The organism is Streptomyces humi (assembly GCF_001005085.2).
Taxonomy (GTDB): domain Bacteria; phylum Actinomycetota; class Actinomycetes; order Streptomycetales; family Streptomycetaceae; genus Streptomyces; species Streptomyces humi.
In genome coordinates this window covers 1-21,609 of record NZ_LBMU02000023.1, presented here as the reverse complement: position 1 = coordinate 21,609, position 21,609 = coordinate 1, and the positions used below count along the sequence as shown (strand labels likewise).

Below are 21,609 nucleotides of genomic sequence, written 5' to 3'. Positions count from 1 at the left end.
CGGAGGCCGTCACCTCGGCCGCGGGATGTGGGCCAGCGCCCGGACCGCCGCCTCGGCGAGGGTGGGATGGGCCAGGGCCTCCTTGAGGACCCGGCCGGCCCGGGGGTCGGCGAGGGTGCCCAGGCCGTCCACGCAGGCGAGGGCGATCTTGCGGTAGGGGTCGTGGGGGCGCAGTCGGCGCTCCAGGGTGGTGATGAGAGCGGGGACCGACTCAGGGGCGCGCAGTTCGACCAGGAGGCGGACCGGGTGCAGGGCGTAGGCGACGCGCAGTTCGTTGGTGGCGAGGGCGGCGGCCGCGCGGGCGGTGCGCGGGTCCTGGAGGCGGGCGAGGGCGTGCGCGGCGGAGGCACAGCGCGGCGGGTCGCGGTGGTTGAGGAGGAGGACCAGGGTCTCGAAGGCCCGCCGGTCCCCGGCCACCCCGAGCCGGTACGCCGCCAGCTCCCTGGCCCACAGGGGCTGTCCGACGGCGGTCAGCACCTCCGCCAGATCATCGTGGTCCTCGGTGGCAAGAAGCCGGTCGTAGGCGGCCGTTCCCTGCGACTCCTGCCGCAGACGCTCCGTGAGTGATCGCAACTCTTCGTCCACGAAGCCCAGCGTAGAGGGGTTGTCGGGACAGGGGGACGTACATCACAAAGTCGGGGGGCTGGCGTGCTCGTTACCCGCCGGTTAAGCTCAATCGAGCGAGTCACCCACTCGCAGCAACGCTCACATCGGTTTGGTGACGCAGCCGTCGTGAGCACCAAGGTCGGTTCGGTACCTCGTACCGCAGTACGGCTCGGCTCCGGGACAGGGCCGGTCGGAATCCGCGGCCACCGGGCGTGTGCGCGCCCGTGGCGGCCGCACCGGGCGTGTGCGCTCGCAGCCCGGCGACACCCGCATTCACGCAGCTTCTTATCGCACCCGGTGCGCCCCTCGGCGCACCGGGGCGCGTTTCCAGTCGTCACCCTCATTCCTGGAGTCCCGCGATGGCCACTCCCCAGTCCGACCCTTCCCTGTCCCCGCTCCGCACCGTCGCCGTCGTCGGCCTCGGCACCATGGGCACCGGTATCACCGAGGTCCTCGCGAGGGCCGGCCGTCAGGTGATCGGCATCGACATCAGCGAAGCCCAGGCCGCCCGGTCCGTGGCCGCGCTGGAGACCTCCACCGCCCGCGCCGTGGCGCGCGGCAGGCTCACCGAGCGGGAGCGCTCCGACGTCCTCGCCCGGGTCCGCACCGGCACCGACCTCACGGCCGCGGCCGACGCCGACCTCGTCATCGAGGTGGTCCCGGAGTCGTACGACATCAAGCACCAGATCTTCCGCGAACTTGACGGCGTCGTCCGCCCGGACACCGTCCTCGCGACCGGCACCAACGCGCTCTCCGTGACCCGCCTGGCGGCCGCCTCGGCCCACCCCGAGCGCGTCCTCGGACTGCACTTCTTCAACCCGGCCCCGGCGATGAAGCTGGTCGAGGTCGTCTCCTCGGTCCTCACCGCGCCGGGCGCCGTCGCTGCCGTCACCGACCTCGCGATCGAGCTGGGCAAGGAGCCGGTCGCGGTCGGCGACCGCCCCGGGTTCGTCGCCGACGGGCTGCTGTTCGGCTATCTCAACCAGGCCGCCGCCATGTACGAGGCGAAGTACGCCTCCCGCGAGGACATCGACGCGGCCATGCGGCTCGGCTGCGGCCTGCCCATGGGTCCCCTGGCCCTGCTGGACCTGATCGGCGTCGACACCGCGCGCACGGTCCTGGACGCCATGTACGCCGAGTCCCGCGACCGGCTGCACGCCCCCGCCCCGATCCTCAAGCAGCTCAGCGAGGCGGGCCTGACCGGCCGCAAGTCCGGGCGCGGCTTCTACACCTACGAGGCCCCCGGCAGCGCCACGGTCGTCCGGGACGCCCAGACCCCGCTGGACGGCGCCGCGCTCACTCCGGGCCGCACGGTCCGCTCGGTCGGCGTCGCCGGGTCCGGCACCATGGCCTCCGGGATCGCCGAGGTCTTCGCCAAGGCCGGCTACGAGGTGGTCCTGGCCGCCCGCAGCGAGGAGAAGGCCCGGGCGGCGAAGACCCGGATCGGCAAGTCCCTGGACCGCTCGGTCGGCAAGGGCCGGATGACCGCCGAGGCCGCCGCGGGGACCCTGGACCTGATCACCCCGGCGGGTTCGTACGACGCCTTCTGCGACGTCGACCTGGCCGTCGAGGCGGTCGCCGAGGACCTGGAGGTCAAGCGGCAGCTGTTCCAGACCCTGGACAAGGTCTGCAAGCCGGGCGCGGTCCTGGCCACCACGACCTCCTCGCTGCCGGTGGTCGCCTGCGCCCGCGCCACCTCGCGTCCGCAGGACGTGATCGGCATGCACTTCTTCAACCCGGCGCCGGCCATGAAGCTGGTCGAGGTCGTCCGGACCGTGCTGACCGCCGAGGACGTGCACGCCACGGTCCGCGAGGTGTGCGCGAAGATCCGCAAGCACCCGGTGGACTGCGGCGACCGGGCCGGGTTCATCGTGAACGCCCTGCTGTTCCCGTACCTGAACAACGCGATCAAGATGGTCGAGGAGCACTACGCCTCGCTGGACGACATCGACGCGGCGATGAAGCTCGGCGGCGGCTACCCGATGGGCCCGTTCGAACTGCTCGACGTGGTCGGCCTGGACGTCTCGCTCGCGATCGAGAAGGTGCTGCACCGGGAGTTCCGGGACCCGGGCCTCGCGCCCGCGCCGCTCCTCGAGCACCTGGTGGCCGCGGGCTGCCTCGGCCGCAAGACCGGCCGCGGCTTCCGCGAATATGCCCGCCGCTGACGGCGTCGGCGACTGGTTCCGGGACGAGGACGACTGGGGCGGACTGCTCGACCCCGGCGGCCGTCCCCCGCCCGCCCGGCACGGCCGTCTCCAGCCCGCCGGGCCCGGCGGCCCCCCGTCCCCCGCGGGCGGGGGAAACCCCGGGCCTGCGCATCGAGCTGCGCACATGCAGTACGTTCGGGTCATGTCCCAGCCCGCCAAGTCCTCACGTACCCCAGCCACGCCCGACGCGCCGGAGAGCGCCGCGGGCAGCCGCGCGGCGGCCCAGCGGCTCAAGATGCGCCGAGAACTGGCGGCCGCCGCGATGGAGCTCTTCGCGACCAAGGGGTACGAGGCGACCACCGTCGACGAGATCGCGGCCGCGGCCGGGGTCGCCCGCCGCACCTTCTTCCGCCACTTCCGCTCCAAGGAAGAGGCGATCTTCCCCGACCACGACGACACGCTGGTCCGCGCGGAGGCGGTGCTCAACGCGGCCCCGGCGCACGAGCACCCGCTCGACACCGTGTGCCGTGGCATCAAGGAAGTCATGAAGATGTACGCGGGCCGGCCGGAGATCTCGGTGGCCCGTTACAAGCTGACCCGCGAGGTGCCCACCCTCCGCGAGGCCGAGATCGCCTCGGTGGCCCGCTACGAGCGCCTCTTCACCCGCTACCTCCTCGGCCACTTCGACGAGCATGCCCACGCCGACGACGCCAACGACGACCCGTTGCTCGCCGAGGTCGCCGCGTCGGCGGTGGTCACCGCCCACAACCACGTGCTGCGGCGCTGGCTGCGGGCGGGGGGACAGGGCGACGTGGAGGCGCAGCTGGACCACGCCTTCGCGATCGTGCGGAAGACGTTCGGCAACGGGATCGGGGCGGGCCGCGAGACCGCGCCGCGGCCGGCCGCGGCGAGCACGGTCGCCTCGCAGGGCGAGGTACTGGTGACGGTGGCCCGGACCGACGCCCCGCTGGACGAGGTCATGCGGACCATCGAGCAGGCACTCAAGGAGCGCTGAGTCACCTTCCCGGAGTGTCCTCGGACACTTCGCCGCTGTGATGACGGCCACCCGCCCGGGTGGCCGTTTTGGCATGTCAGAGCACCTTTTCAGGCACCTTTCAGCGGCCGTTCGATCGATCATCGCTCATTTGTTACGTAAAGATTTCATCTGAGGCGAAGTCATGGCACTCAGTGCCTTGCGGCCTGACACGCGGTGTCATACGTTGATGGTGTCCGGCCTGTCCCGGTGAGCCCACCAGCTCCCCCGTCGGACGCCTGCGTCACAGGCACCCTCCCGCGCCACAAAGCGCTGCCGAAGCACCATCCCCGCCGAACCGACGGCATCTTTCCCAAAACCCTCAGCAGCACCGCCGTAACCCTCAGCGCCCCTCCCCCCGGGAGGGGCGCACACCGCCGGAGGCAACACCGTGACCACTCAGGCCATCCTGGACGCGATCCAGTCACCGGACTCGACGCCGGCCGACTTCGCCGCCCTGCCGCTCCCCGAGTCGTACCGCGCGATCACCGTGCACAAGGACGAGACGGACATGTTCGCGGGCCTGGAGACCCGCGACAAGGACCCCCGCAAGTCCATCCACCTCGACGAGGTGGCCCTGCCCGAGCTGGGCCCGGGCGAGGCCCTGGTCGCCGTCATGGCGTCGAGCGTCAACTACAACTCGGTGTGGACCTCGATCTTCGAGCCGCTGTCGACCTTCGGTTTCCTGGAGCGCTACGGCCGGCTCAGCGAGCTGACCAAGCGGCACGACCTGCCGTACCACATCATCGGCTCCGACCTCGCGGGCGTGGTCCTGCGCACCGGTCCCGGCGTCAACGCCTGGAAGCCCGGTGACGAGGTCGTCGCGCACTGCCTCAGCGTGGAGCTGGAGTCCAGCGACGGGCACAACGACACGATGCTCGACCCCGAGCAGCGCATCTGGGGCTTCGAGACCAACTTCGGGGGACTCGCCGAGGTCGCGCTCGTCAAGTCCAACCAGCTGATGCCGAAGCCGGACCACCTCAGCTGGGAGGAGGCCGCCGCCCCGGGCCTGGTCAACTCCACCGCCTACCGGCAGCTGGTCTCCCGCAACGGCGCCGGCATGAAGCAGGGCGACAACGTGCTCATCTGGGGCGCGAGCGGCGGCCTCGGCTCGTACGCCACGCAGTTCGCGCTGGCCGGCGGCGCCAACCCCATCTGTGTCGTCTCCTCGCCGCAGAAGGCCGACATCTGCCGCGCGATGGGCGCCGAGGCGATCATCGACCGCAACGCCGAGGACTACAAGTTCTGGAAGAACGAGCAGGAGCAGGACCCGCGCGAGTGGAAGCGCTTCGGCAAGCGCATCCGCGAGCTCACCGGCGGCGAGGACATCGACATCGTCTTCGAGCACCCCGGCCGCGAGACCTTCGGCGCGAGCGTGTTCGTCACCCGCAAGGGCGGCACGATCACCACCTGCGCCTCGACCTCCGGCTACATGCACGAGTACGACAACCGCTACCTGTGGATGTCCCTGAAGCGGATCATCGGCTCGCACTTCGCCAACTACCGCGAGGCCTGGGAGGCCAACCGGCTCATCGCGAAGGGCAAGATCCACCCGACGCTGTCGAAGACCTACTCCCTGGAGGAGACCGGGCAGGCCGCGTACGACGTGCACCGCAACCTCCACCAGGGCAAGGTCGGCGTGCTGTGCCTCGCCCCCGAGGAGGGCCTCGGCGTGCGTGACGAGGAGATGCGCGCCAAGCACCTCGACGCCATCAACCGCTTCCGCAACATCTGAGACACCCGAGGTCATAGATGACTGAGCGTCAGATCGCCGACGGGGCGCGTGCGAAGGACCGGCCGTGGCTCATGCGCACGTACGCCGGGCACTCCACGGCCGAGGCGTCCAACGAGCTGTACCGGCGCAACCTCGCCAAGGGACAGACGGGTCTGTCGGTGGCGTTCGACCTGCCGACGCAGACCGGCTACGACCCCGACCACATCCTCGCGCGCGGCGAGGTCGGCCGGGTGGGCGTGCCCGTCTCGCACCTCGGTGACATGCGCCGGCTGTTCCAGGACATCCCCCTGGAGCAGATGAACACCTCGATGACGATCAACGCCACCGCCATGTGGCTGCTGGCGCTCTACCAGGTCGTCGCCGAGGAGCAGGGCGCGGACATCACCAGGCTCCAGGGCACGACCCAGAACGACATCGTCAAGGAGTACCTGTCCCGGGGGACGCACGTCTTCCCGCCGGGGCCGAGTCTCCGCCTGACGACGGACATGATCGCGTACACGGTCTCCCACATGCCGAAGTGGAACCCGATCAACATCTGTAGCTACCACCTACAGGAGGCGGGCGCCACACCGGTCCAGGAGATCGCGTACGCGATGTCCACCGCCATCGCCGTGCTGGACGCGGTGCGCGACAGCGGTCAGGTCCCGCAGGAGCGCATGGGCGATGTCGTCGCCAGGATCTCCTTCTTCGTGAACGCGGGCGTCCGGTTCGTCGAGGAGATGTGCAAGATGCGCGCGTTCGGCCGCATCTGGGACCGGATCACCCGCGACCGGTACGGCATCGAGGACGCCAAGCAGCGCCGGTTCCGGTACGGCGTCCAGGTCAACTCCCTCGGGCTGACCGAGGCGCAGCCGGAGAACAACGTCCAGCGGATCGTCCTGGAGATGCTGGCCGTGACGCTGTCGAAGGACGCCCGCGCGCGTGCCGTGCAGCTCCCGGCCTGGAACGAGGCGCTCGGCCTGCCGACGCCCTGGGACCAGCAGTGGTCGCTGCGGATCCAGCAGGTGCTCGCCCACGAGAGCGACCTGCTGGAGTACGAGGACATCTTCGAGGGCTCGCACGTCATCGAGAAGAAGGTCGCCCAGCTGGTCGCGGACTCCCTCGCGGAGATCGACCGGATCCAGGAGATGGGCGGTGCGATGGCCGCCGTCGAGTCCGGCTACCTGAAGTCACAGCTGGTCTCCTCGCACGCCGAGCGGCGCGCCCGGATCGAGTCCGGGCAGGAGAAGATCGTCGGCGTCAACATCTTCGAGACGACCGAGCCGAACCCCCTCACCGCCGACCTGGACACCGCGATCCAGACCGTCGACCCGGCCGTCGAGGCGAGAGTCGTGGCGGCGCTCGGGCACTGGCGGGACACCCGCTACCAGCCGCCGTTCAACCACCCGCGGCCCTGCAAGGCCCTGGACCGGCTGAAGGAGGCCGCCAAGGGCACCGACAACCTCATGGAGGCCACCCTGGAGTGCGCCCGCGCGGGTGTGACGACCGGTGAGTGGGCCGGGGCCCTGCGGGAGGTGTTCGGCGAGTTCCGGGCGCCCACGGGCGTCTCGTCGGCTCCGGTCGCCGTCCCGGCGGAAGCCGGCTCGGCGCTGGCCGAGGTGCGCGCGAAGGTGGACGCCACCGCCCGCGACCTGGGCAGCGGCAAGCTGCGCTTCCTGGTCGGCAAGCCCGGTCTCGACGGGCACTCCAACGGCGCCGAGCAGATCGCCGTGCGTGCCCGGGACGCCGGCTTCGAGGTGGTCTACCAGGGCATCCGGCTCACCCCGGAGCAGATCGTGGACGCGGCCCTCGCCGAGGACGTGCACGCGGTCGGCCTGTCGATCCTCTCCGGATCGCACGCGCAGCTGGTCCCGGACGTCCTGGAACGACTCCGTGTGGCCGGTGCCACAGATATACCGGTGATCGCCGGTGGCATCATCCCGAACGGTGATGCCGCGCAGCTCAGGGAAGCCGGAGTGGCCGCGGTCTTCACCCCGAAGGACTTCGACATCACCGGAATCATCGGCCGCATCGTCGACGAGATCCGGAAAGCGAACAAGCTCGACCCCCTGGAGGTCCCCGCATGACGACCGTCAACCGTCTCCGCCCGCGGCGCTCGTGCCTGGCAGTACCCGGTTCGAACCCGCGCTTCCTGGAGAAGGCACAGGGTCTCCCGGCGGACCAGGTCTTCCTCGACCTGGAGGACGCGTGCGCGCCGCTCGCCAAGCCCGGGGCGCGGCACACCATCGTGAAGTTCCTCAACGAGGGCGACTGGACCGGCAAGACGCGCGTGGTGCGGGTCAACGACTGGACGACCGAGTGGACGTACCGGGACGTCGTCACGGTCGTCGAGGGCGCCGGCCAGAACCTCGACTGCATCATGCTGCCGAAGGTGCAGACGGCCCAGCAGGTGGTCGCCCTGGACCTCCTCCTGACCCAGATCGAGAAGACCATGGGCTTCGAGGTCGGCAAGATCGGCATCGAGGCGCAGATCGAGAACGCGCAGGGCCTGAACAACGTCAACGAGATCGCGACGGCCTCCCCGCGCGTCGAGACGATCATCTTCGGCCCGGCCGACTTCATGGCGTCCATCAACATGAAGTCGCTGGTCGTGGGCGAGCAGCCGCCCGGCTACCCGGCGGACGCCTACCACTACATCCTGATGAAGATCCTGATGGCCGCCCGCGCCAACAACCTCCAGGCGATCGACGGCCCCTACCTCCAGATCCGCAACGTCGACGGCTACCGCGAGGTCGCGCGGCGCGCCGCGGCCCTCGGTTTCGACGGCAAGTGGGTGCTGCACCCGGGCCAGGTCGAGGCGTCCAACGAGATCTTCTCGCCGTCGCAGGAGGACTACGACCACGCCGAGCTGATCCTGGACGCGTACGACTACTACACGTCCGAGGCGGGCGGCAAGAAGGGCTCCGCGATGCTCGGCGACGAGATGATCGACGAGGCCAGCCGGAAGATGGCCCTGGTCATCTCCGGCAAGGGCCGGGCGGCCGGCATGCAGCGCACCTCGAAGTTCGAGACCCCCGTCGACTAAGGAGCCCTGAGCGCGATGCAGTTCGGACGCACGTACGAGGAGTTCGAGGTCGGTGCGACGTACAAGCACTGGCCCGGGAAGACCGTCACGGAGTACGACGACCACCTGTTCTGTCTCCTCACCATGAACCACCACCCGCTCCACATGGACACGAACTACGCCGAGAAGACGACGGACTTCGGCAAGAACGTGGTGGTCGGGAACTACATCTACTCGCTGCTGCTCGGCATGTCCGTGCCGGACGTCTCGGGCAAGGCGATCGCCAACCTGGAGATCGAGTCGCTGAAGCACGTGGCGCCGACCTTCCACGGCGACACGATCTACGGTCAGACGACCGTGCTCGACAAGTGGCCGTCCAGGTCGAAGGACGACCGCGGGATCGTCTACGTCGAGACCAAGGGCTACAAGCAGGACGGCACGCTGGTGTGCGTGTTCCGCCGCAAGGTGATGGTGCCGACCGAGACGTACATCAAGGAGCGCGGCGGCGAGCAGCCGGGCCGCCCCGAGCTGAAGGAACAGGGGAAGTAAGCGATGGCCCGTCTCGCCCAGACCGCCGGTCTGACCGACGTCCAGCAGGAGATCCTCTCCACGGTCCGCGACTTCGTGGACAAGGAGATCATTCCGGTCGCCACCGAGCTGGAGCACCGCGACGAGTACCCGCAGCAGATCGTCGACGGCCTCAAGGAGCTCGGCCTGTTCGGCCTGATGATCCCCGAGGAGTACGGCGGCCTGGGCGAGTCCCTCCTGACGTACGCGCTGTGCGTCGAGGAGATCGCCCGTGGCTGGATGTCCGTCTCCGGGATCATCAACACGCACTTCATCGTGGCGTACATGCTCAAGCAGCACGGCACGCGGGAGCAGAAGGAGCACTTCCTGCCGCGGATGGCGGCCGGCGACATCCGGGGCGCGTTCTCGATGTCGGAGCCGGGCCTCGGCTCGGACGTGTCGGCGATCACCTCCAAGGCGGTGAAGGACGGCGACGAGTACGTCCTGAACGGCCAGAAGATGTGGCTGACGAACGGCGGCACCTCGTCCCTGGTGGCCGTCCTGGTCCGGAGTGACGAAGGACACCCCGAGGGTACGGCGCCCCACAAGTCGATGACGACCTTCCTGGTCGAGAAGGAGCCCGGTTTCGGCGAGGTCCGCCCCGGCCTCACCATCCCGGGCAAGATCGACAAGATGGGCTACAAGGGCGTCGACACCACCGAGCTGATCATGGACGGGCTGCGGATCCCGGCCGATCGGGTGCTCGGCGGGGTCACCGGCCGAGGTTTTTACCAAATGATGGACGGAGTCGAGGTCGGCCGGGTCAACGTGGCGGCTCGCGGCTGCGGTGTCGCCCAGCGCGCTTTCGAGCTCGGTGTCCAGTACGCCCAGCAGCGTCACACTTTCGGCAAGGCGATCGCCCAGCACCAGGCCATCCAGTTCAAGCTGGCGGAGATGGCTACCAAGGTCGAGGCCGCGCATGCCATGATGGTCAACGCCGCACGCAAAAAGGACTCCGGGGAACGAAACGACCTTGAGGCAGGAATGGCGAAGTACCTCGCCTCCGAGTACTGCAAGGAGGTCGTGGAAGATGCCTTCCGGATCCACGGCGGCTACGGCTTCTCCAAGGAGTACGAGATCGAACGTCTCTACCGTGAGGCGCCGATGCTGCTGATCGGCGAAGGCACCGCCGAGATCCAGAAAATGATCATCGGGCGGAGGTTGCTCGAAGAGTATCGATTCCAGGGCTGATTGTCCCGGTACGGGGTGTTTTCTTCGAGAAGAAGATCACACCCCGTCAACGGTCTTCGGCCGCCGACTCGGCTTCCTGGCTTGCCCAGTTGTGGCCCCCGACCGGTACGATCCCGGAAAGCCGCCGTCCCCGATTCCCGCGCGGCATCATCCGCTACGAAGGTCATCCATGCCCCACAGCCAAACCTCTGCACATCGAGACAGCCTGGCCGGCGTACGCCTCGCGCGCGGAGCATCGCCGTGGCTTCTCCCGACCGTCGCCACCGCAGCCGTCAGCCTCCTTCGTGCCCGTCGCTCCGGTGCCGCGAAGGCCGTCGCCGTGCCCGCCACCGCACTCGCGGCGGGCATGCTGTGGTTCTTCCGCGACCCCGAGCGTGAGATCGCCCAGGGCCGCGTCATCTCGCCCGCCGACGGTGTGGTGCAGAGCATCATGCCGTGGAAGGACGGCCGCACCCGCGTCGCGATCTTCATGAGCCCGCTCAACGTCCACGTCAACCGCGCGCCCCTGTCGGGCGAGGTGACGTCGGTGGAGCACATCCCCGGTGGCTTCGTTCCCGCCTTCAACAAGGAGAGCGAGAACAACGAGCGCGTAGTCTGGCATTTCGACACCGAACTCGGCGACATCGAGATGATCCAGATCGCCGGCGCGGTGGCCCGCCGTATCGTGCCCTACGTCCCGCAGGGCACGAAGGTCGAGCAGGGCGACCGCATCGGTCTGATCCGCTTCGGCTCGCGCGTCGACATCTACCTGCCCGAGGGCGTGGAGGTCGCGGTCGAGGTCGGCCAGAAGACCGTGGCTGGGGTGACTCGCATTGACCGTGATTGATCCTGAGACCCAGGCGGGCTGGGTGCCCGAAGCCGACGAGATCGGCGACGACGAGGAGGAGATGCCACTCTCTCTCCGCCTCTCGATAGCGGACACCCTCACCCTCGGCAACGCCACGTGCGGCTTCATGGCGGTGTACTTCACCACCACCGGCATCCTGATCCCGCACCTCACCGGGGACGACCAGTCGGCGGGCATGGCGCGGCACAGCGCCGCCACCGCGGTCATCCTGATGCTCTGCGCGGCGATCTTCGACCTGTTCGACGGCCTGGTGGCGCGCAAGCTGCGGTCCTCCCCCATGGGCGCCGAGCTGGACAACCTCTCGGACCTGATCAGCTTCGGCCTGGCCCCGGCGTACTTCGTCCTCGTCTACGGCATGGTGGCGGACGACGCGTACCAGAAGGTGGCCGCGGTCGGAGCGGTCGTGGTGCTGCTGGCCGTGGTGCTGAGACTCGCGCGCTTCTCGTGCGTGACACCGCCCAACGGCATGTTCCAGGGCATGCCGTCGCCGTTCGGCGCGCTGACGGTCGTCTCGATCGTGCTCCTGGAACTGCCGTTCTTCGCGACTCTGCTCGCGATCCTCGGCACGGCGTGGCTGATGGTGAGCCGGGTCGAGTACCCGAAGCCGCGGGGCCGCCTCGCGGTCGCGATGCTGTCCTGGATCGTGCTCGGGGTGGGCCTCCTGGCGGCCTGGGCGTTCGACGCCCCGGGCGGCCAGCTGCTCCTCCAGACCGGCTGCGCGCTCCAGCTGGTGACGGGTGCGGTGATCCCGTTGTTCGCCACGGCACGCCGGGTGAACAACTTCCGCGACAACCGGCGCGAGGCGCGGGCGACCCAGCTGCCCTGACGCCCCGCACGACCGACGGGTGTGGCCCGAGCCGTACGGCTCGGGCCACACCCGTTTCCCGTTCAAGGGCGTACGCCGTCGGCCCTTGACGACTCAACCACCGCTGTCCGGGGCCGAGTTGCGCGGGGCGCAACGGAGGAGGACGGTGGAATTGAGTTGAACTTTACGGGGATTTGTCCCCATTCGGGGATGGGGATTACCCCCTCTTTCGGATAGGAGGACAGTCATGGCTGCGCTCACGGTCAAAGACCACGCCGTCCCGCATCTCTCGACGATCCCGGTGAACGCCGGCGAGACGGTACAGCTGTTCGTGCGCGAGTACCGGAAGAACGGCGGGCCCCAGCCACCGCCCGTCCTGATGCTCCATGGCCGCAGCGTGCCCGCGGTCTCGGGCTTCGACCTCGTGATCCCGGGTCCCGGCGGCTCCGACATCCGGTACAGCTGGGCGCAGCAGCTGGCCCAGCACGGCTTCGACGTCTTCTTGATGGACCTACAGGGCAGCGGGCGGACACCGCGACCGCTGCCGATGGACCAACCCTGCAACGCCAACCCCGCCCAGCAGGAGTCGGTCCTCGTACCCAACCCGCTCTCCGCCAAGTGCGTCCCCCCGTACGGATCCCAGCTGGGCAACTCGGAGAGCGAGCAGGCGGAGCTCGACACGGTGGTCAAGTTCATCAAGGCCCAGACCGGCACGACCGGGCCGATCGACTTCGTCGGCTGGTCCGCCGGAGCTCTCGTGATGGGCCCATACACCCTCCAGCACCCCGAGAACGTCAAGAGCCTCTTCCTGCTGGCCCCGATCTTCCCGCCCGACGGCCGGTGGTCCGGCAACGCCACGAAGCCCTTCGGACGCCCGACGGAGGCCGCCACCCTGCCCGTGTCCACGCCCGCCGTCCTGTTCGGCTTCCCGATGCACGTCGCCAGCAAGACCGGCTTCAAGATCGGCTGGGACAAGGAGCAGGCCAGCCCGCTCCAGCGGGAACCCGACATGGGCGACATCGTGTGGGACGCGATGATGGCCAACGACAGCCTGGGCAGCACCTGGGGGCCCGTCTCGTCGGGCGTCGCCGAAGGCGTCCTCCGGTACCGGAACACCTACTGGTGGGGCTGGAACAACCACACCGTCCCGCTCAAGGACACCGCCGGCAAGTACATCCTCGGCGACCGGGTGCCCGTGATGATCGTCTACGGCGACATGGACCGGACGGCCAACACCCCGCCGAGCCCACCGCTCCCGGCGATTCTGACCTTCTCCGTGCCGGCCCTGTACGAGGCGATCCCGGGCCCCAAGAAGCTGATGTTCGAGCTGGCCGACGCGGGACACTCCATGGTCTGGGAACGTCCTGCCAAGGTCGTCCACCACATGTCCATGCAGTGGTTCGACAAGCACCGGGTGGAGGACCAGACCAGCGGCAGCTTCTACCGGGACGACGACGGGCTGCTGACCCCGCTGGACTGACCCCCGGGCCTCAGGTCAGAAAGTCCCGGGCGATCTGCTCCGCCACACGCTCCAGGATCGGGCCGGCGTCGGCGATGCACTTCACCACGTCCGGCTCCACCTCGGTCAGCGGGTAGGCGCGGCGGATCCCGGCCCGGCCGAGTGCCTCCGGGGGCAGGGTCAGGCGGCCGCACACCGCGACGACCTCCTTGTCGGCGGCGCGGGCGGCGGCCGCCACGCCGGCCGGCGCCTTCCCGTGCAGCGTCTGCTCGTCCAGCGAGCCCTCGCCGGTGATGACGAGCGTGGCTCCCGCGAGCGCCGGCGCGAAGCCCAGCACGTCGAGCATGACCTCGATGCCGGCCCGGAACCGCGCGCCGAGCAGCAGCGCGCCGTAGCCGATGCCGCCGGCCGCACCGGCACCCGGCGCGGCCGCGTACTCGGCGGCACGCGGGCCGACCTCGGTCTCCAGGACCTTCGCGAAGTTGGCCAGCGCGGCGTCCAGCAGCTCCACGTCGTCCGGCGAGGCACCCTTCTGCGGCCCGTACACCGCGGGCGCGCCCTTCGGGCCGGTCAGCGGGTTGTCGACGTCGCTCGCGAGGACCAGGTCGACGGCGGCGAGCCGCGGGTCCAGCCCGGACAGGTCCGCGCGGGCCAGTCCGGCGAGGGCACCGCCGCCCGGCGGCACCGGTTCGCCGTCCTCGTCCAGGAAGCGGGCGCCGAGCGCGGCCAGCATCCCGGCGCCGCCGTCGGTCGTGGCACTGCCGCCGACGCCGAAGACGATCGTGCGGGCACCCGCGTCCAGCGCGGCCCGCAGCAGCTCGCCGGAGCCGTAGGTGGAGGCCGTGAGGGGCGCGAAGACGCCGCGGGGCAGCCGCTGAAGTCCGCTGGCCTCGGCCATCTCCACGACGGCGGTGTCGCCGCGCAGCGCGAACGCGGCGGTGACCTCCTGCCCCAGCGGCCCGGCGACCAGCCGCTCGTGCCGTTCGAAACCGGCCGCGACGGCCGCGGCCACCGTGCCGTCCCCGCCGTCGGCGACGGGCAGGGCCGCCACGTCGAGGCCGGGCACGACCCGCCGCAGTCCCGCCGTGACCCGCTCGGCGACCTGTACGGCCGTCAGCGAGCCCTTGAACTTGTCCGCGGCGATGAGCACGCGCTGTGTCACCTGTATCCCCTTGCTCTCCGGGCCTCGCGCACGTCAAGGCCAGTCGCGCCGCTGCGACCTTAACCGGAGGACGCCCTCCCCGTCATTCCCCGTCCGAAGCCTGGGAGGTGGCTGGGAGCCGCCTGGGAAGGCGCTGGGAGAGCGCGCCGGGGAGCCGCCCGGCCCGGCGGGAGACGGACCGGCCCGGCGGGAGACGGACCGGCCCGGCGGGAGACGGACCGGCCCGGCGGGAGACGGACCGGTTCGGCGGGCTGCCGGCGGGGCCGTCCTCGTTACCCTTCCTGGGTGACCACCACCGACTCGTACGCCGCGTACATCGCGAGCCTCCCCCGGATCCTCGCCGGGGCCGCCGCGCTCTTCCGGGACACCGAGGGCCGGGTGCTGCTCGTGGAGCCCAACTACCGGGAGGGCTGGGCTCTGCCGGGCGGCACCGTCGAGTCCGACGACGGCGAGACCCCGCGTCAGGGCGCCCGCCGGGAGACCCTGGAGGAGATCGGCCTGGACCGGCCGATGGGCCGGCTGCTGACGGTGGACTGGGTTGCACGGCACGGACCGGCCGCCCGTCGTGGCGTACGTGTACGACGGCGGCGTCCTCACCGACGCCGACCTGGCGGCGATCACCCTCCAGGAGGAGGAACTGCTGTCCTGGCGGCTGGTCCCCCGCGAGCGGATCCCCGACCATCTGGCCGGTGCCCTCGGCCGCCGGGTGCTGATCGCACTGGACGCCGTCACCGACGGCTCGGGCCCGGTGGAGCTGGAGAACGGTCACCGGGTCGGGTGAATTGCGGCGCCGGTGCCGGCGGTCGTCCCCGCCGATATCCGCTCGCAGCCGCCGGCCGCCCCGCCCTACCCTCGACCACATGACCAAGCCCCTCGTCGCCGTCCTCAGCGGCGCCGGCGTCTCGACCGATTCCGGGATCCCCGACTACCGCGGTCCCGACGGGCTGTGGCGGAAGGACCCCGGTGCCGAGAAGCTCGTGACGTACGAGTACTACATGGGGGATCCCGAGATCCGGCGCCGGTCCTGGGAGATGCGGCTCAGGACCGGGGCGCTGCGGGCCGAGCCGAACGCGGCGCACCTGGCCGTCGCCGCACTCGAGAAATCGGGGACGCCGGTACGGGTCATCACGCAGAACGTGGACGGGCTGCACCAGCTCGCGGGGATGCCCGCCCGCAAGGTCCTCGAACTGCACGGTACGGCGCGCGCCGTGGTGTGCACGCGGTGCCGTGCCCGGGGGCCGATGGCGGACGCGCTCGCCCGGGTCGAGGCCGGTGAGGCGGATCCGCCGTGCCTGGAGTGCGGGGGCGTCCTGAAACCGGCGACCGTGATGTTCGGCGAACGCCTCGACCCGGTCGTCCTCGGTGACGCGCTCGCCGTCAGCAAGGCCTGCACGGTGTTCGTGGCGGTGGGCAGCAGCCTCCAGGTGCAGCCGGCCGCCGGGCTCGCGGGCGTCGCCGCCGACCACGGCGCCCGGCTGGTCATCGTCAACGCCGAACCGACGCCGTACGACGACCTGGCCGACGAGATCGTGCGGGAGCCGATCGGCGGGGCGCTGCCGAAGCTGCTCGCGGAACTGCGGGCCCGCTAGAAGAGACCCGCGCCCCGTTCGAAGTCCAGGAGGCGCTGTTTGCGGGGCAGGCCGCCGCCGTAGCCGGTGAGGTTGCCGTCGGCGCCGATCACGCGGTGGCAGGGGACGATGATGCCGACGGGATTGCGGCCGTTGGCGAGGCCGACCGCACGGGAGGCCCGGGGGCTGCCGAGGGCGTCGGCGAGTTCGCCGTAGCTGCGGGTCTCGCCGTACGGGATCCGGGTCAGCTGGTCCCAGACGCTCCGCTGGAACGGGGTGCCGTTCAGCCGGAGTTCGAGGGTGAACTCCTTCAACTCGCCCGCGAAGTAGGCCGTGAGCTGTTCCTCGGCCTCGGCGAAGAGGCCGTCGTGGCGGTCGCCGAAGGTCTCCTCGGGCGGGCGGTGGCGCTGGTCCTCCATGTAGAGGCCGCACAGGGTGCCGTCCTCGGCGACCAGGGTGAGGGGGCCGTAGGGGCTGTCGGTGACGGTGTGGTTCTTCACGGCGGGGTCCTTACACGGGAAGGAAGTTGATGGGGTGGCTGTCGGTCGCCCACAGGTACTGGACGGCGTAGGCCCGCCAGGGGCGCCAGGCCGCGGCGCGGGCGGTGAGGGCGGCCGGGGTGCCGGGCAGGCCCAGCTCCTGGGCGGCACGGCGGATGCCGAGGTCGGTGGGGAGGAAGGCGTCGGGGTCGCCGAGGGCCCGCATGGCGATGACGTCGACCGTCCAGGGGCCGAAGCCGGGGAGGGAGAGGAGCCTGGCGCGGGCCTCCGCCCAGTCGCTCTCCACGCCCAGGTGGAGGGTGCCGTCGGCCAGTCGGGCGACCAGCGTGGTGAAGGTGGTCCGGCGGGTGCGGGGCATCGCCAGTGACTCGGGGGGCACCTCGGCGAGGGCCTCGGGGGACGGGAAGAGGTGGGTCAGGCCGCCCTCGGGGTCGTCGACGGGGGTGCCGTGGGCCGTCACCAGACGGGCCGCGTGGGTGCGGGCGGCGGCGGTGGAGACCTGTTGGCCGAGCACGGCCCGGACCGCGAACTCGGCCTCGTCGACCGTGCGCGGCACCCGCCGCCCCGGCGCCTTGTCCACCAGCGGGGCCAGGACCGGGTCCGAGCGCAACTGGTCGTCCACGGCGACCGGGTCGGCGTCCAGGTCGAGCAGCCGACGGCAGCGGCTGATGGCGACGGGCAGGTCCCGCAGGTCGCTGAGGGTGAGCCGGCAGGCGATGTGGTCGGGTCCCGGGGTGAGGGCGGCGATGCCGTGGCCGTAGGGCAGCCGCAGGGTCCGCCGGTAGGCGCCGTCCCGCCACTCCTCGACGCCGGGCACGGCGGTGGCCGCGAGGTGGCCGAAGAGGTTGTCGGGGTTGAGGGGGGCGCGGAACGGGAGACGGAGGGTGAGCGTGCCGGGGGCCAGTTGTGCCGACCTGGGGCGGCGGGCGCGCAGTTCGGTCGGGGAGAGCGCGAAGACCTCACGGACGGTGTCGTTGAAGGTGCGGATCGAGGAGAAGCCGGCCGCGAAGGCGATCTCCGCCATCGGCAGGGCGGTCGTCTCGATCAACAGACGTGCGGTCTGGGCGCGTTGGGCGCGGGCCAGGGCCAGCGGACCGGCGCCGAGTTCGGCGAGCAGCTGGCGTTCCACCTGCCGGGGGCTGTAGCCGAGGCGGCCGGCGAGGCCGGGTACGCCCTCGCGGTCGACGACCCCGTCGGCGATCAGCCGCATGGCGCGGGCGACCAGGTCGGCGCGCTGGTTCCACTCCGGGGAGCCGGGGCTGGTGTCGGGGCGGCAGCGTTTGCAGGCCCGGAAGCCGGCCTGCTGGCAGGCGGCGGCACTCGGGTAGAACGTCATGTTGGCGGGTTTGGGCGGTACCACCGGGCAGCTGGGCCGGCAGTAGATCCGGGTGGTCAGGACCGCGGTGAAGAACCAGCCGTCGAACCGAGCGTCCTTCGACTGCACGGCCCGTACGCAGTGCTCACGGTCGAGGTGCATCCCTTTCTGCATGGGTCCAGCATCGACCACGGCGGTGGCCGATGCTGGCGGGAATCCGACACGAAGGTGGACTGACCTCGGACCGCGGGAGGCTCAGAAGTAGTGGTCCTGGTCGAGGTCGGCGAGGAGCCCCGGCTGCTCCGGGTGCCAGTCGTAGCGCTGCCTGGTGGCGGCGGCGGACGTCGGGTTGTCGTTGCCGACGAAGCGGCCGAGCCAGCCGAAGTGGCCGGCCGCCTCCGCCCTCGGCAGGGACACCACCGGCACCGCGAGGCGGCGCCCGATGACCTCGGCGATGTCACGGAGCCGTACGTCGTCCTCGGCGACCGCGTGCAGCACGGCACCGGCCGGGGCCGCCTCCAGGGCCCGGCGGTAGAGCGCGGCGGCGTCGAGGCGGTGCACGGAGGACCAGCGGTCGGTCCCCTCGTCGAGGTAGGCGGCGACGCCCTTGTCGCGGGCGATGCCGATGAGCGCCGGCAGGAACGCGTGGTCGCCCGCCCCGTGCACCGAGGGCAGCCGGACCGCGCTCACCCGGACCCCGCGGCCGGCCATGGCCAGGGCGGCCCGCTCCGGCTCGCCACGGTGCGCGCCGGGCGCGGCGGGATCGGGTCCGTCGGCCTCGGTGCCGACGCGGCCGGGGGTGAGCAGGCCGGTCACGGAGCTGATGACGAGGGGGCGGCCGGAGCCGGCGAGGGCGTCGCCGAAAGCGGCCAGGGCGGCGAGTTCGGTGCGCAGGGCGCCGTGCGGGTCGGAGAAGTCGTGGTTGAAGCCGGTGTGGACCACCCCGTCCGCCCCGGCGGCCGCGGTCCGCAGCCCGTCGACGTCGTCCAGGTCGCCGCGGTACGCCTGCGCCCCCGCCTCCTTCAGGGCCTTCTCGGCCGCGTCCGAGCGGGCCAGGCCGAGCACCCGGTGCCCGGCGCCGAGCAGTTCGCGGACCACCGCGCTGCCGATGAAGCCGGTGGCGCCGGTGACGAACACACGCATGACACATCACCTCAGGGAGAGTGGATCTGTTGGGATGACGTCAGCGTGCGCCCGGCGCCGGTGCCGGGTCCAAGACCTGTTCCGCACCCGGTGTTGCCCGCCCGGTCATGACCACAGCTCACACCGGCCGGGCCGCTGCTCACGGCCGGCCGTACCGGGGCGGAGGTAGAGTCGCAGGGTGTCCGATTCCCCCGTACCGCCGGTGGACCTGGAGCTACGCCTGGTGCGCTACTTCACCGTCGTCGCCGAGGAACTGCACTTCGGTCGCGCGGCCGACGCGCTGCATCTCGCGCAGCCGTCGCTGAGCCGTCAGATCCGGCGCCTGGAGCGGCAGTTGGGGGCGCCGCTGCTGGACCGCGGCCCGCGCGGGACGCGGCTCACCGGGGCCGGGGAGGTCTTCCTGCCCCAGGCGCGGGAGCTGCTGCGGACCGCGGGCCGGGCCGCCGCGAGCGCCCGGTCGGCCGCCGGGCAGGGGCCGTACACCGTCGGGTTCACCACGCACACGATCGTCACCCCGGCCGTCCGCGAGCTGCGCCACCGGCATCCGGAGGCCGACGTCCGCGCCCAGCACCTCGACTGGAACGACCCGCGCGCAGCGCTGCTGGACCACCGGGTCGACGTGGTGGTGACCCGGTTCCTGTTCGCCGCCGACGGCCTGGACGTCACGGTCCTCCACGACGAACCGCGAATCCTGCTGGTGCCGCTCGGGCACCGGCTGGCGGGCAAGGAGTCGGTCACCCTCGCGGACTTCTCGGACGAGCCGCTCCCCCGCTTCACCGGCGCGGACCGGATCGGGGCGAATCCCGCCGGCCACACCCGTCCGGGTCCCGTGGTGGAGACCCTGGAGGACAAGCTGGAGCTGGTGGCGAGCGGTGAGGTGGTGTCCCTGGCGCCCGCCGGTTTCGCGGGCCACCTGCGGCCGGACATCGCCGCCGTCCCGGTCGAGGACGCGGACCCCCTCCAGGTGGTCCTCGCCGCCCGGGCCGGCCACCGCCATCCGCTGTTCCCGGCGTTCCACCGCGCGGCCCGGACCCACCTGATCCCCGCCGGCACCGCCTGAGGGCCTGCCGCGGCTGAGGCGACAGGCCCCTCGGGCGGCGCGGACGGAGAGGGCCGCGGCCCTCGCGCCCGCGCCGTCAGGCGGTGTCCGCGGAGTCGTCGCTCCGCACCACGCACAGTGCCCAGATGATGAATCCGGACAGCGCGATCATCACCACGGACCACACCGGGTAGTACGGCAGGGACAGGAAGTTGGCGATGATCACCAGCGCGGCGATGGCCACACCGGCGCCGCGGGCCCACGCGGCGGGCTGGAAGAGGCCGATGCTGACGACCACGGCGATCACGCCCAGGACCAGGTGGATCCAGCCCCAGCTGGTGAGGTCGAACTTGAACACGTAGTTGGGCGTCGTCACGAAGACGTCGTCCTGTGCGATCGCCATGATGCCCCGGAACACCGCGAGCAGGCCGGCGATCATAAGCATGACGGCGGAGAAGGCCGTCAGTCCGCCGGCCCACTGCATCTTGGCGGTGTGCGGGTGGTGCGCGGGATGTGTCGCGGTCATGCGCCTGCCTCGATTCGTTCTCGTCGTTCTCTGTTCTCGTCGGTCTCTCGTCGTGTGCTCAGCGCCCGTGGGTGGTGGGCACCGCGGTGGAACGCTGGGCCGGCCCGGCGTCGCTCAGGACCAGTGCCTTGGCCCTGCGGAACTCCTCGTCCGAGATGTCGCCGCGGGACTTCATCTCGGAGAGCCTGGCCAGTTCGTCGACGCTGCTGGTGCCGGCGGGGGCGCCCTGGGCGGTCTGCCGGATGTAGGACTCGAACGCCTTCTGCTGGTCGCGGGCCTGGGAGATCTCGCGCTGCCCCATGCCCTTGCCACGGGCGATCACGTAGACGAGAACGCCCAGGAACGGGACCACGATGCAGAGGGCCAGCCAGCCGGCCTTGGCCCAGCCGCCCATCGAGTCGTCGCGGAAGATGTCCACGATGACCCGGAACAGCAGGACGAGCCACATGATCCACAGGAAGAGCCACAGCATGGTCCAGAAGGCGCTCAGCAGCGGATAGTCGTACGCGAGGTAGGTCTGTGCGCTCATTTGTGTCCTCCGTCCACGGCACCGGCCGGTCGGCCGCGCTCTGCGGTTTCAGGGTGCGCAGGGTGGACGCCGGGGTTCCTCACCCTGTGCGGGTGATCGTGCGCCGCCCGGGGCGGCCCGGGGCGGTCTCCCGCACCGCGGCCGCCGCGCCCGGTCACTCCGGGCGCCGTCGCATCTCCACGACCCGCAGCCCGAGTGACAGGCAGCGGTTCAGCAGGCCGTACAGCTGTGCCTCGTCGATGACGGGACCGAACAGGACCGTCTGGCCGGACATCGTGACGTGTTCCATTTCCGGGAAGGCCTGGGTCAGCGTCTCCGACATGGCCCCTTCGACGCGGATCTCGTAGTGCATGAGCCGTCTCCCGCCGCGGTGTGCTGCGGTCTGTCCCGTGATCCTGCGCTCGCGGGGCCACCGCCTGCCTCACCCGGCGCA

At 71.0% G+C, this 21,609-nt stretch carries 20 protein-coding genes and 1 pseudogene; 13 read left to right on the top strand and 8 right to left on the bottom strand.

Annotated features, from left to right (window positions below):
- Positions 1-9: 9 nt before the first annotated feature.
- Positions 10-585 (bottom strand): adenylosuccinate lyase, encoded by a 576-nt coding sequence (locus AAW13_RS09285; protein ID WP_071659493.1) that lies wholly within the window; start codon positions 583-585, stop codon positions 10-12.
- Between the two features lie 380 nt (positions 586-965).
- On the opposite strand from AAW13_RS09285, the gene AAW13_RS09280 reads away from it, so the two are divergent.
- The 10 genes from AAW13_RS09280 (at position 966) to AAW13_RS09235 (ending at position 13,415) form a co-directional block, all read left to right on the top strand.
- Complete coding sequence (locus AAW13_RS09280; RefSeq protein WP_046730120.1) at positions 966-2,771, top strand: 3-hydroxyacyl-CoA dehydrogenase family protein; 1,806 nt, start codon at positions 966-968, stop codon at positions 2,769-2,771.
- A 184-nt stretch (positions 2,772-2,955) separates the two neighbouring features.
- Positions 2,956-3,768, top strand: a complete 813-nt coding sequence (locus tag AAW13_RS09275) for a TetR family transcriptional regulator (protein WP_046730194.1) — start codon at positions 2,956-2,958, stop codon at positions 3,766-3,768.
- 409 nt (positions 3,769-4,177) lie between these two features.
- The gene (gene ccrA / locus AAW13_RS09270; protein WP_046730119.1) at positions 4,178-5,521 is read left to right on the top strand and encodes a crotonyl-CoA carboxylase/reductase; all 1,344 of its coding nucleotides are present in this window, start codon (positions 4,178-4,180) and stop codon (positions 5,519-5,521) included.
- A gap of 17 nt (positions 5,522-5,538) precedes the next feature.
- Positions 5,539-7,587, top strand: a complete 2,049-nt coding sequence (locus AAW13_RS09265; RefSeq protein WP_046730118.1) for a protein meaA — start codon at positions 5,539-5,541, stop codon at positions 7,585-7,587.
- Positions 7,584-8,546: an HpcH/HpaI aldolase/citrate lyase family protein gene (locus AAW13_RS09260; protein ID WP_046730117.1), complete on the top strand. Its 963-nt coding sequence runs from the start codon at positions 7,584-7,586 to the stop codon at positions 8,544-8,546. The genes AAW13_RS09265 and AAW13_RS09260 overlap by 4 nt, the downstream gene beginning before the upstream one ends.
- Before the next feature lie 15 nt (positions 8,547-8,561).
- Complete coding sequence (locus AAW13_RS09255) at positions 8,562-9,074, top strand: MaoC family dehydratase (RefSeq protein ID WP_046730116.1); 513 nt, start codon at positions 8,562-8,564, stop codon at positions 9,072-9,074.
- Between the two features lie 3 nt (positions 9,075-9,077).
- Positions 9,078-10,283 carry an acyl-CoA dehydrogenase family protein gene (locus tag AAW13_RS09250; RefSeq protein ID WP_046730115.1) on the top strand — a complete coding sequence of 402 codons (1,206 nt, stop codon included), beginning with the start codon at positions 9,078-9,080 and terminating at the stop codon, positions 10,281-10,283.
- A 169-nt stretch (positions 10,284-10,452) separates the two neighbouring features.
- Positions 10,453-11,109, top strand: a complete 657-nt coding sequence (locus AAW13_RS09245) for a phosphatidylserine decarboxylase (protein ID WP_071659492.1) — start codon at positions 10,453-10,455, stop codon at positions 11,107-11,109.
- Between the two features lie 22 nt (positions 11,110-11,131).
- The gene (gene pssA / locus AAW13_RS09240; RefSeq protein WP_046730113.1) at positions 11,132-11,956 is read left to right on the top strand and encodes a CDP-diacylglycerol--serine O-phosphatidyltransferase; all 825 of its coding nucleotides are present in this window, start codon (positions 11,132-11,134) and stop codon (positions 11,954-11,956) included.
- 226 nt (positions 11,957-12,182) lie between these two features.
- Entirely contained in the window at positions 12,183-13,415 is a 1,233-nt protein-coding gene (locus AAW13_RS09235) for an alpha/beta fold hydrolase (protein ID WP_052768580.1), read from the top strand.
- A 10-nt stretch (positions 13,416-13,425) separates the two neighbouring features.
- Here AAW13_RS09235 and AAW13_RS09230 read toward each other — a convergent pair whose 3' ends face one another.
- On the bottom strand, positions 13,426-14,544 hold the full coding sequence (locus AAW13_RS09230; RefSeq protein ID WP_046730112.1) for a glycerate kinase: 1,119 nt from the start codon (positions 14,542-14,544) through the stop codon (positions 13,426-13,428).
- A gap of 297 nt (positions 14,545-14,841) precedes the next feature.
- Between AAW13_RS09230 and AAW13_RS09225 the strand changes: the two are divergent.
- Together AAW13_RS09225 and AAW13_RS09220 are read left to right on the top strand one after the other, a co-directional pair.
- Positions 14,842-15,337: pseudogene (locus AAW13_RS09225) on the top strand (NUDIX domain-containing protein).
- 79 nt (positions 15,338-15,416) lie between these two features.
- Positions 15,417-16,145 carry an SIR2 family NAD-dependent protein deacylase gene (locus AAW13_RS09220; protein ID WP_046730111.1) on the top strand — a complete coding sequence of 243 codons (729 nt, stop codon included), beginning with the start codon at positions 15,417-15,419 and terminating at the stop codon, positions 16,143-16,145.
- Here the strand turns inward: AAW13_RS09220 and AAW13_RS09215 are convergent.
- The 3 genes from AAW13_RS09215 to AAW13_RS09205 form a co-directional block, all read right to left on the bottom strand.
- A complete protein-coding gene (locus tag AAW13_RS09215; RefSeq protein ID WP_046730110.1) occupies positions 16,142-16,624 on the bottom strand; it encodes a methylated-DNA--[protein]-cysteine S-methyltransferase in 483 nt (160 codons plus the stop codon). The genes AAW13_RS09220 and AAW13_RS09215 overlap by 4 nt on opposite strands.
- Before the next feature lie 10 nt (positions 16,625-16,634).
- Positions 16,635-18,101 carry an AlkA N-terminal domain-containing protein gene (locus tag AAW13_RS09210; protein ID WP_046730109.1) on the bottom strand — a complete coding sequence of 489 codons (1,467 nt, stop codon included), beginning with the start codon at positions 18,099-18,101 and terminating at the stop codon, positions 16,635-16,637.
- Positions 18,102-18,194: 93 nt separating this feature from the next.
- Positions 18,195-19,082 (bottom strand): SDR family oxidoreductase, encoded by an 888-nt coding sequence (locus AAW13_RS09205; RefSeq protein ID WP_046730108.1) that lies wholly within the window; start codon positions 19,080-19,082, stop codon positions 18,195-18,197.
- A 178-nt stretch (positions 19,083-19,260) separates the two neighbouring features.
- Between AAW13_RS09205 and AAW13_RS09200 the strand changes: the two genes are divergently transcribed.
- Positions 19,261-20,142: a LysR family transcriptional regulator gene (locus tag AAW13_RS09200; RefSeq protein WP_046730107.1), complete on the top strand. Its 882-nt coding sequence runs from the start codon at positions 19,261-19,263 to the stop codon at positions 20,140-20,142.
- Between the two features lie 76 nt (positions 20,143-20,218).
- Here the strand turns inward: AAW13_RS09200 and AAW13_RS09195 are convergent, their stop codons facing one another.
- The 3 genes from AAW13_RS09195 to AAW13_RS09185 form a co-directional block, all read right to left on the bottom strand.
- Positions 20,219-20,647 (bottom strand): DUF7144 family membrane protein, encoded by a 429-nt coding sequence (locus AAW13_RS09195; protein WP_046730106.1) that lies wholly within the window; start codon positions 20,645-20,647, stop codon positions 20,219-20,221.
- A 58-nt stretch (positions 20,648-20,705) separates the two neighbouring features.
- Entirely contained in the window at positions 20,706-21,176 is a 471-nt protein-coding gene (locus tag AAW13_RS09190; RefSeq protein WP_046730105.1) for an SHOCT domain-containing protein, read from the bottom strand.
- Between the two features lie 154 nt (positions 21,177-21,330).
- Positions 21,331-21,528 (bottom strand): hypothetical protein, encoded by a 198-nt coding sequence (locus AAW13_RS09185; RefSeq protein WP_046730104.1) that lies wholly within the window; start codon positions 21,526-21,528, stop codon positions 21,331-21,333.
- Positions 21,529-21,609: the final 81 nt, after the last annotated feature.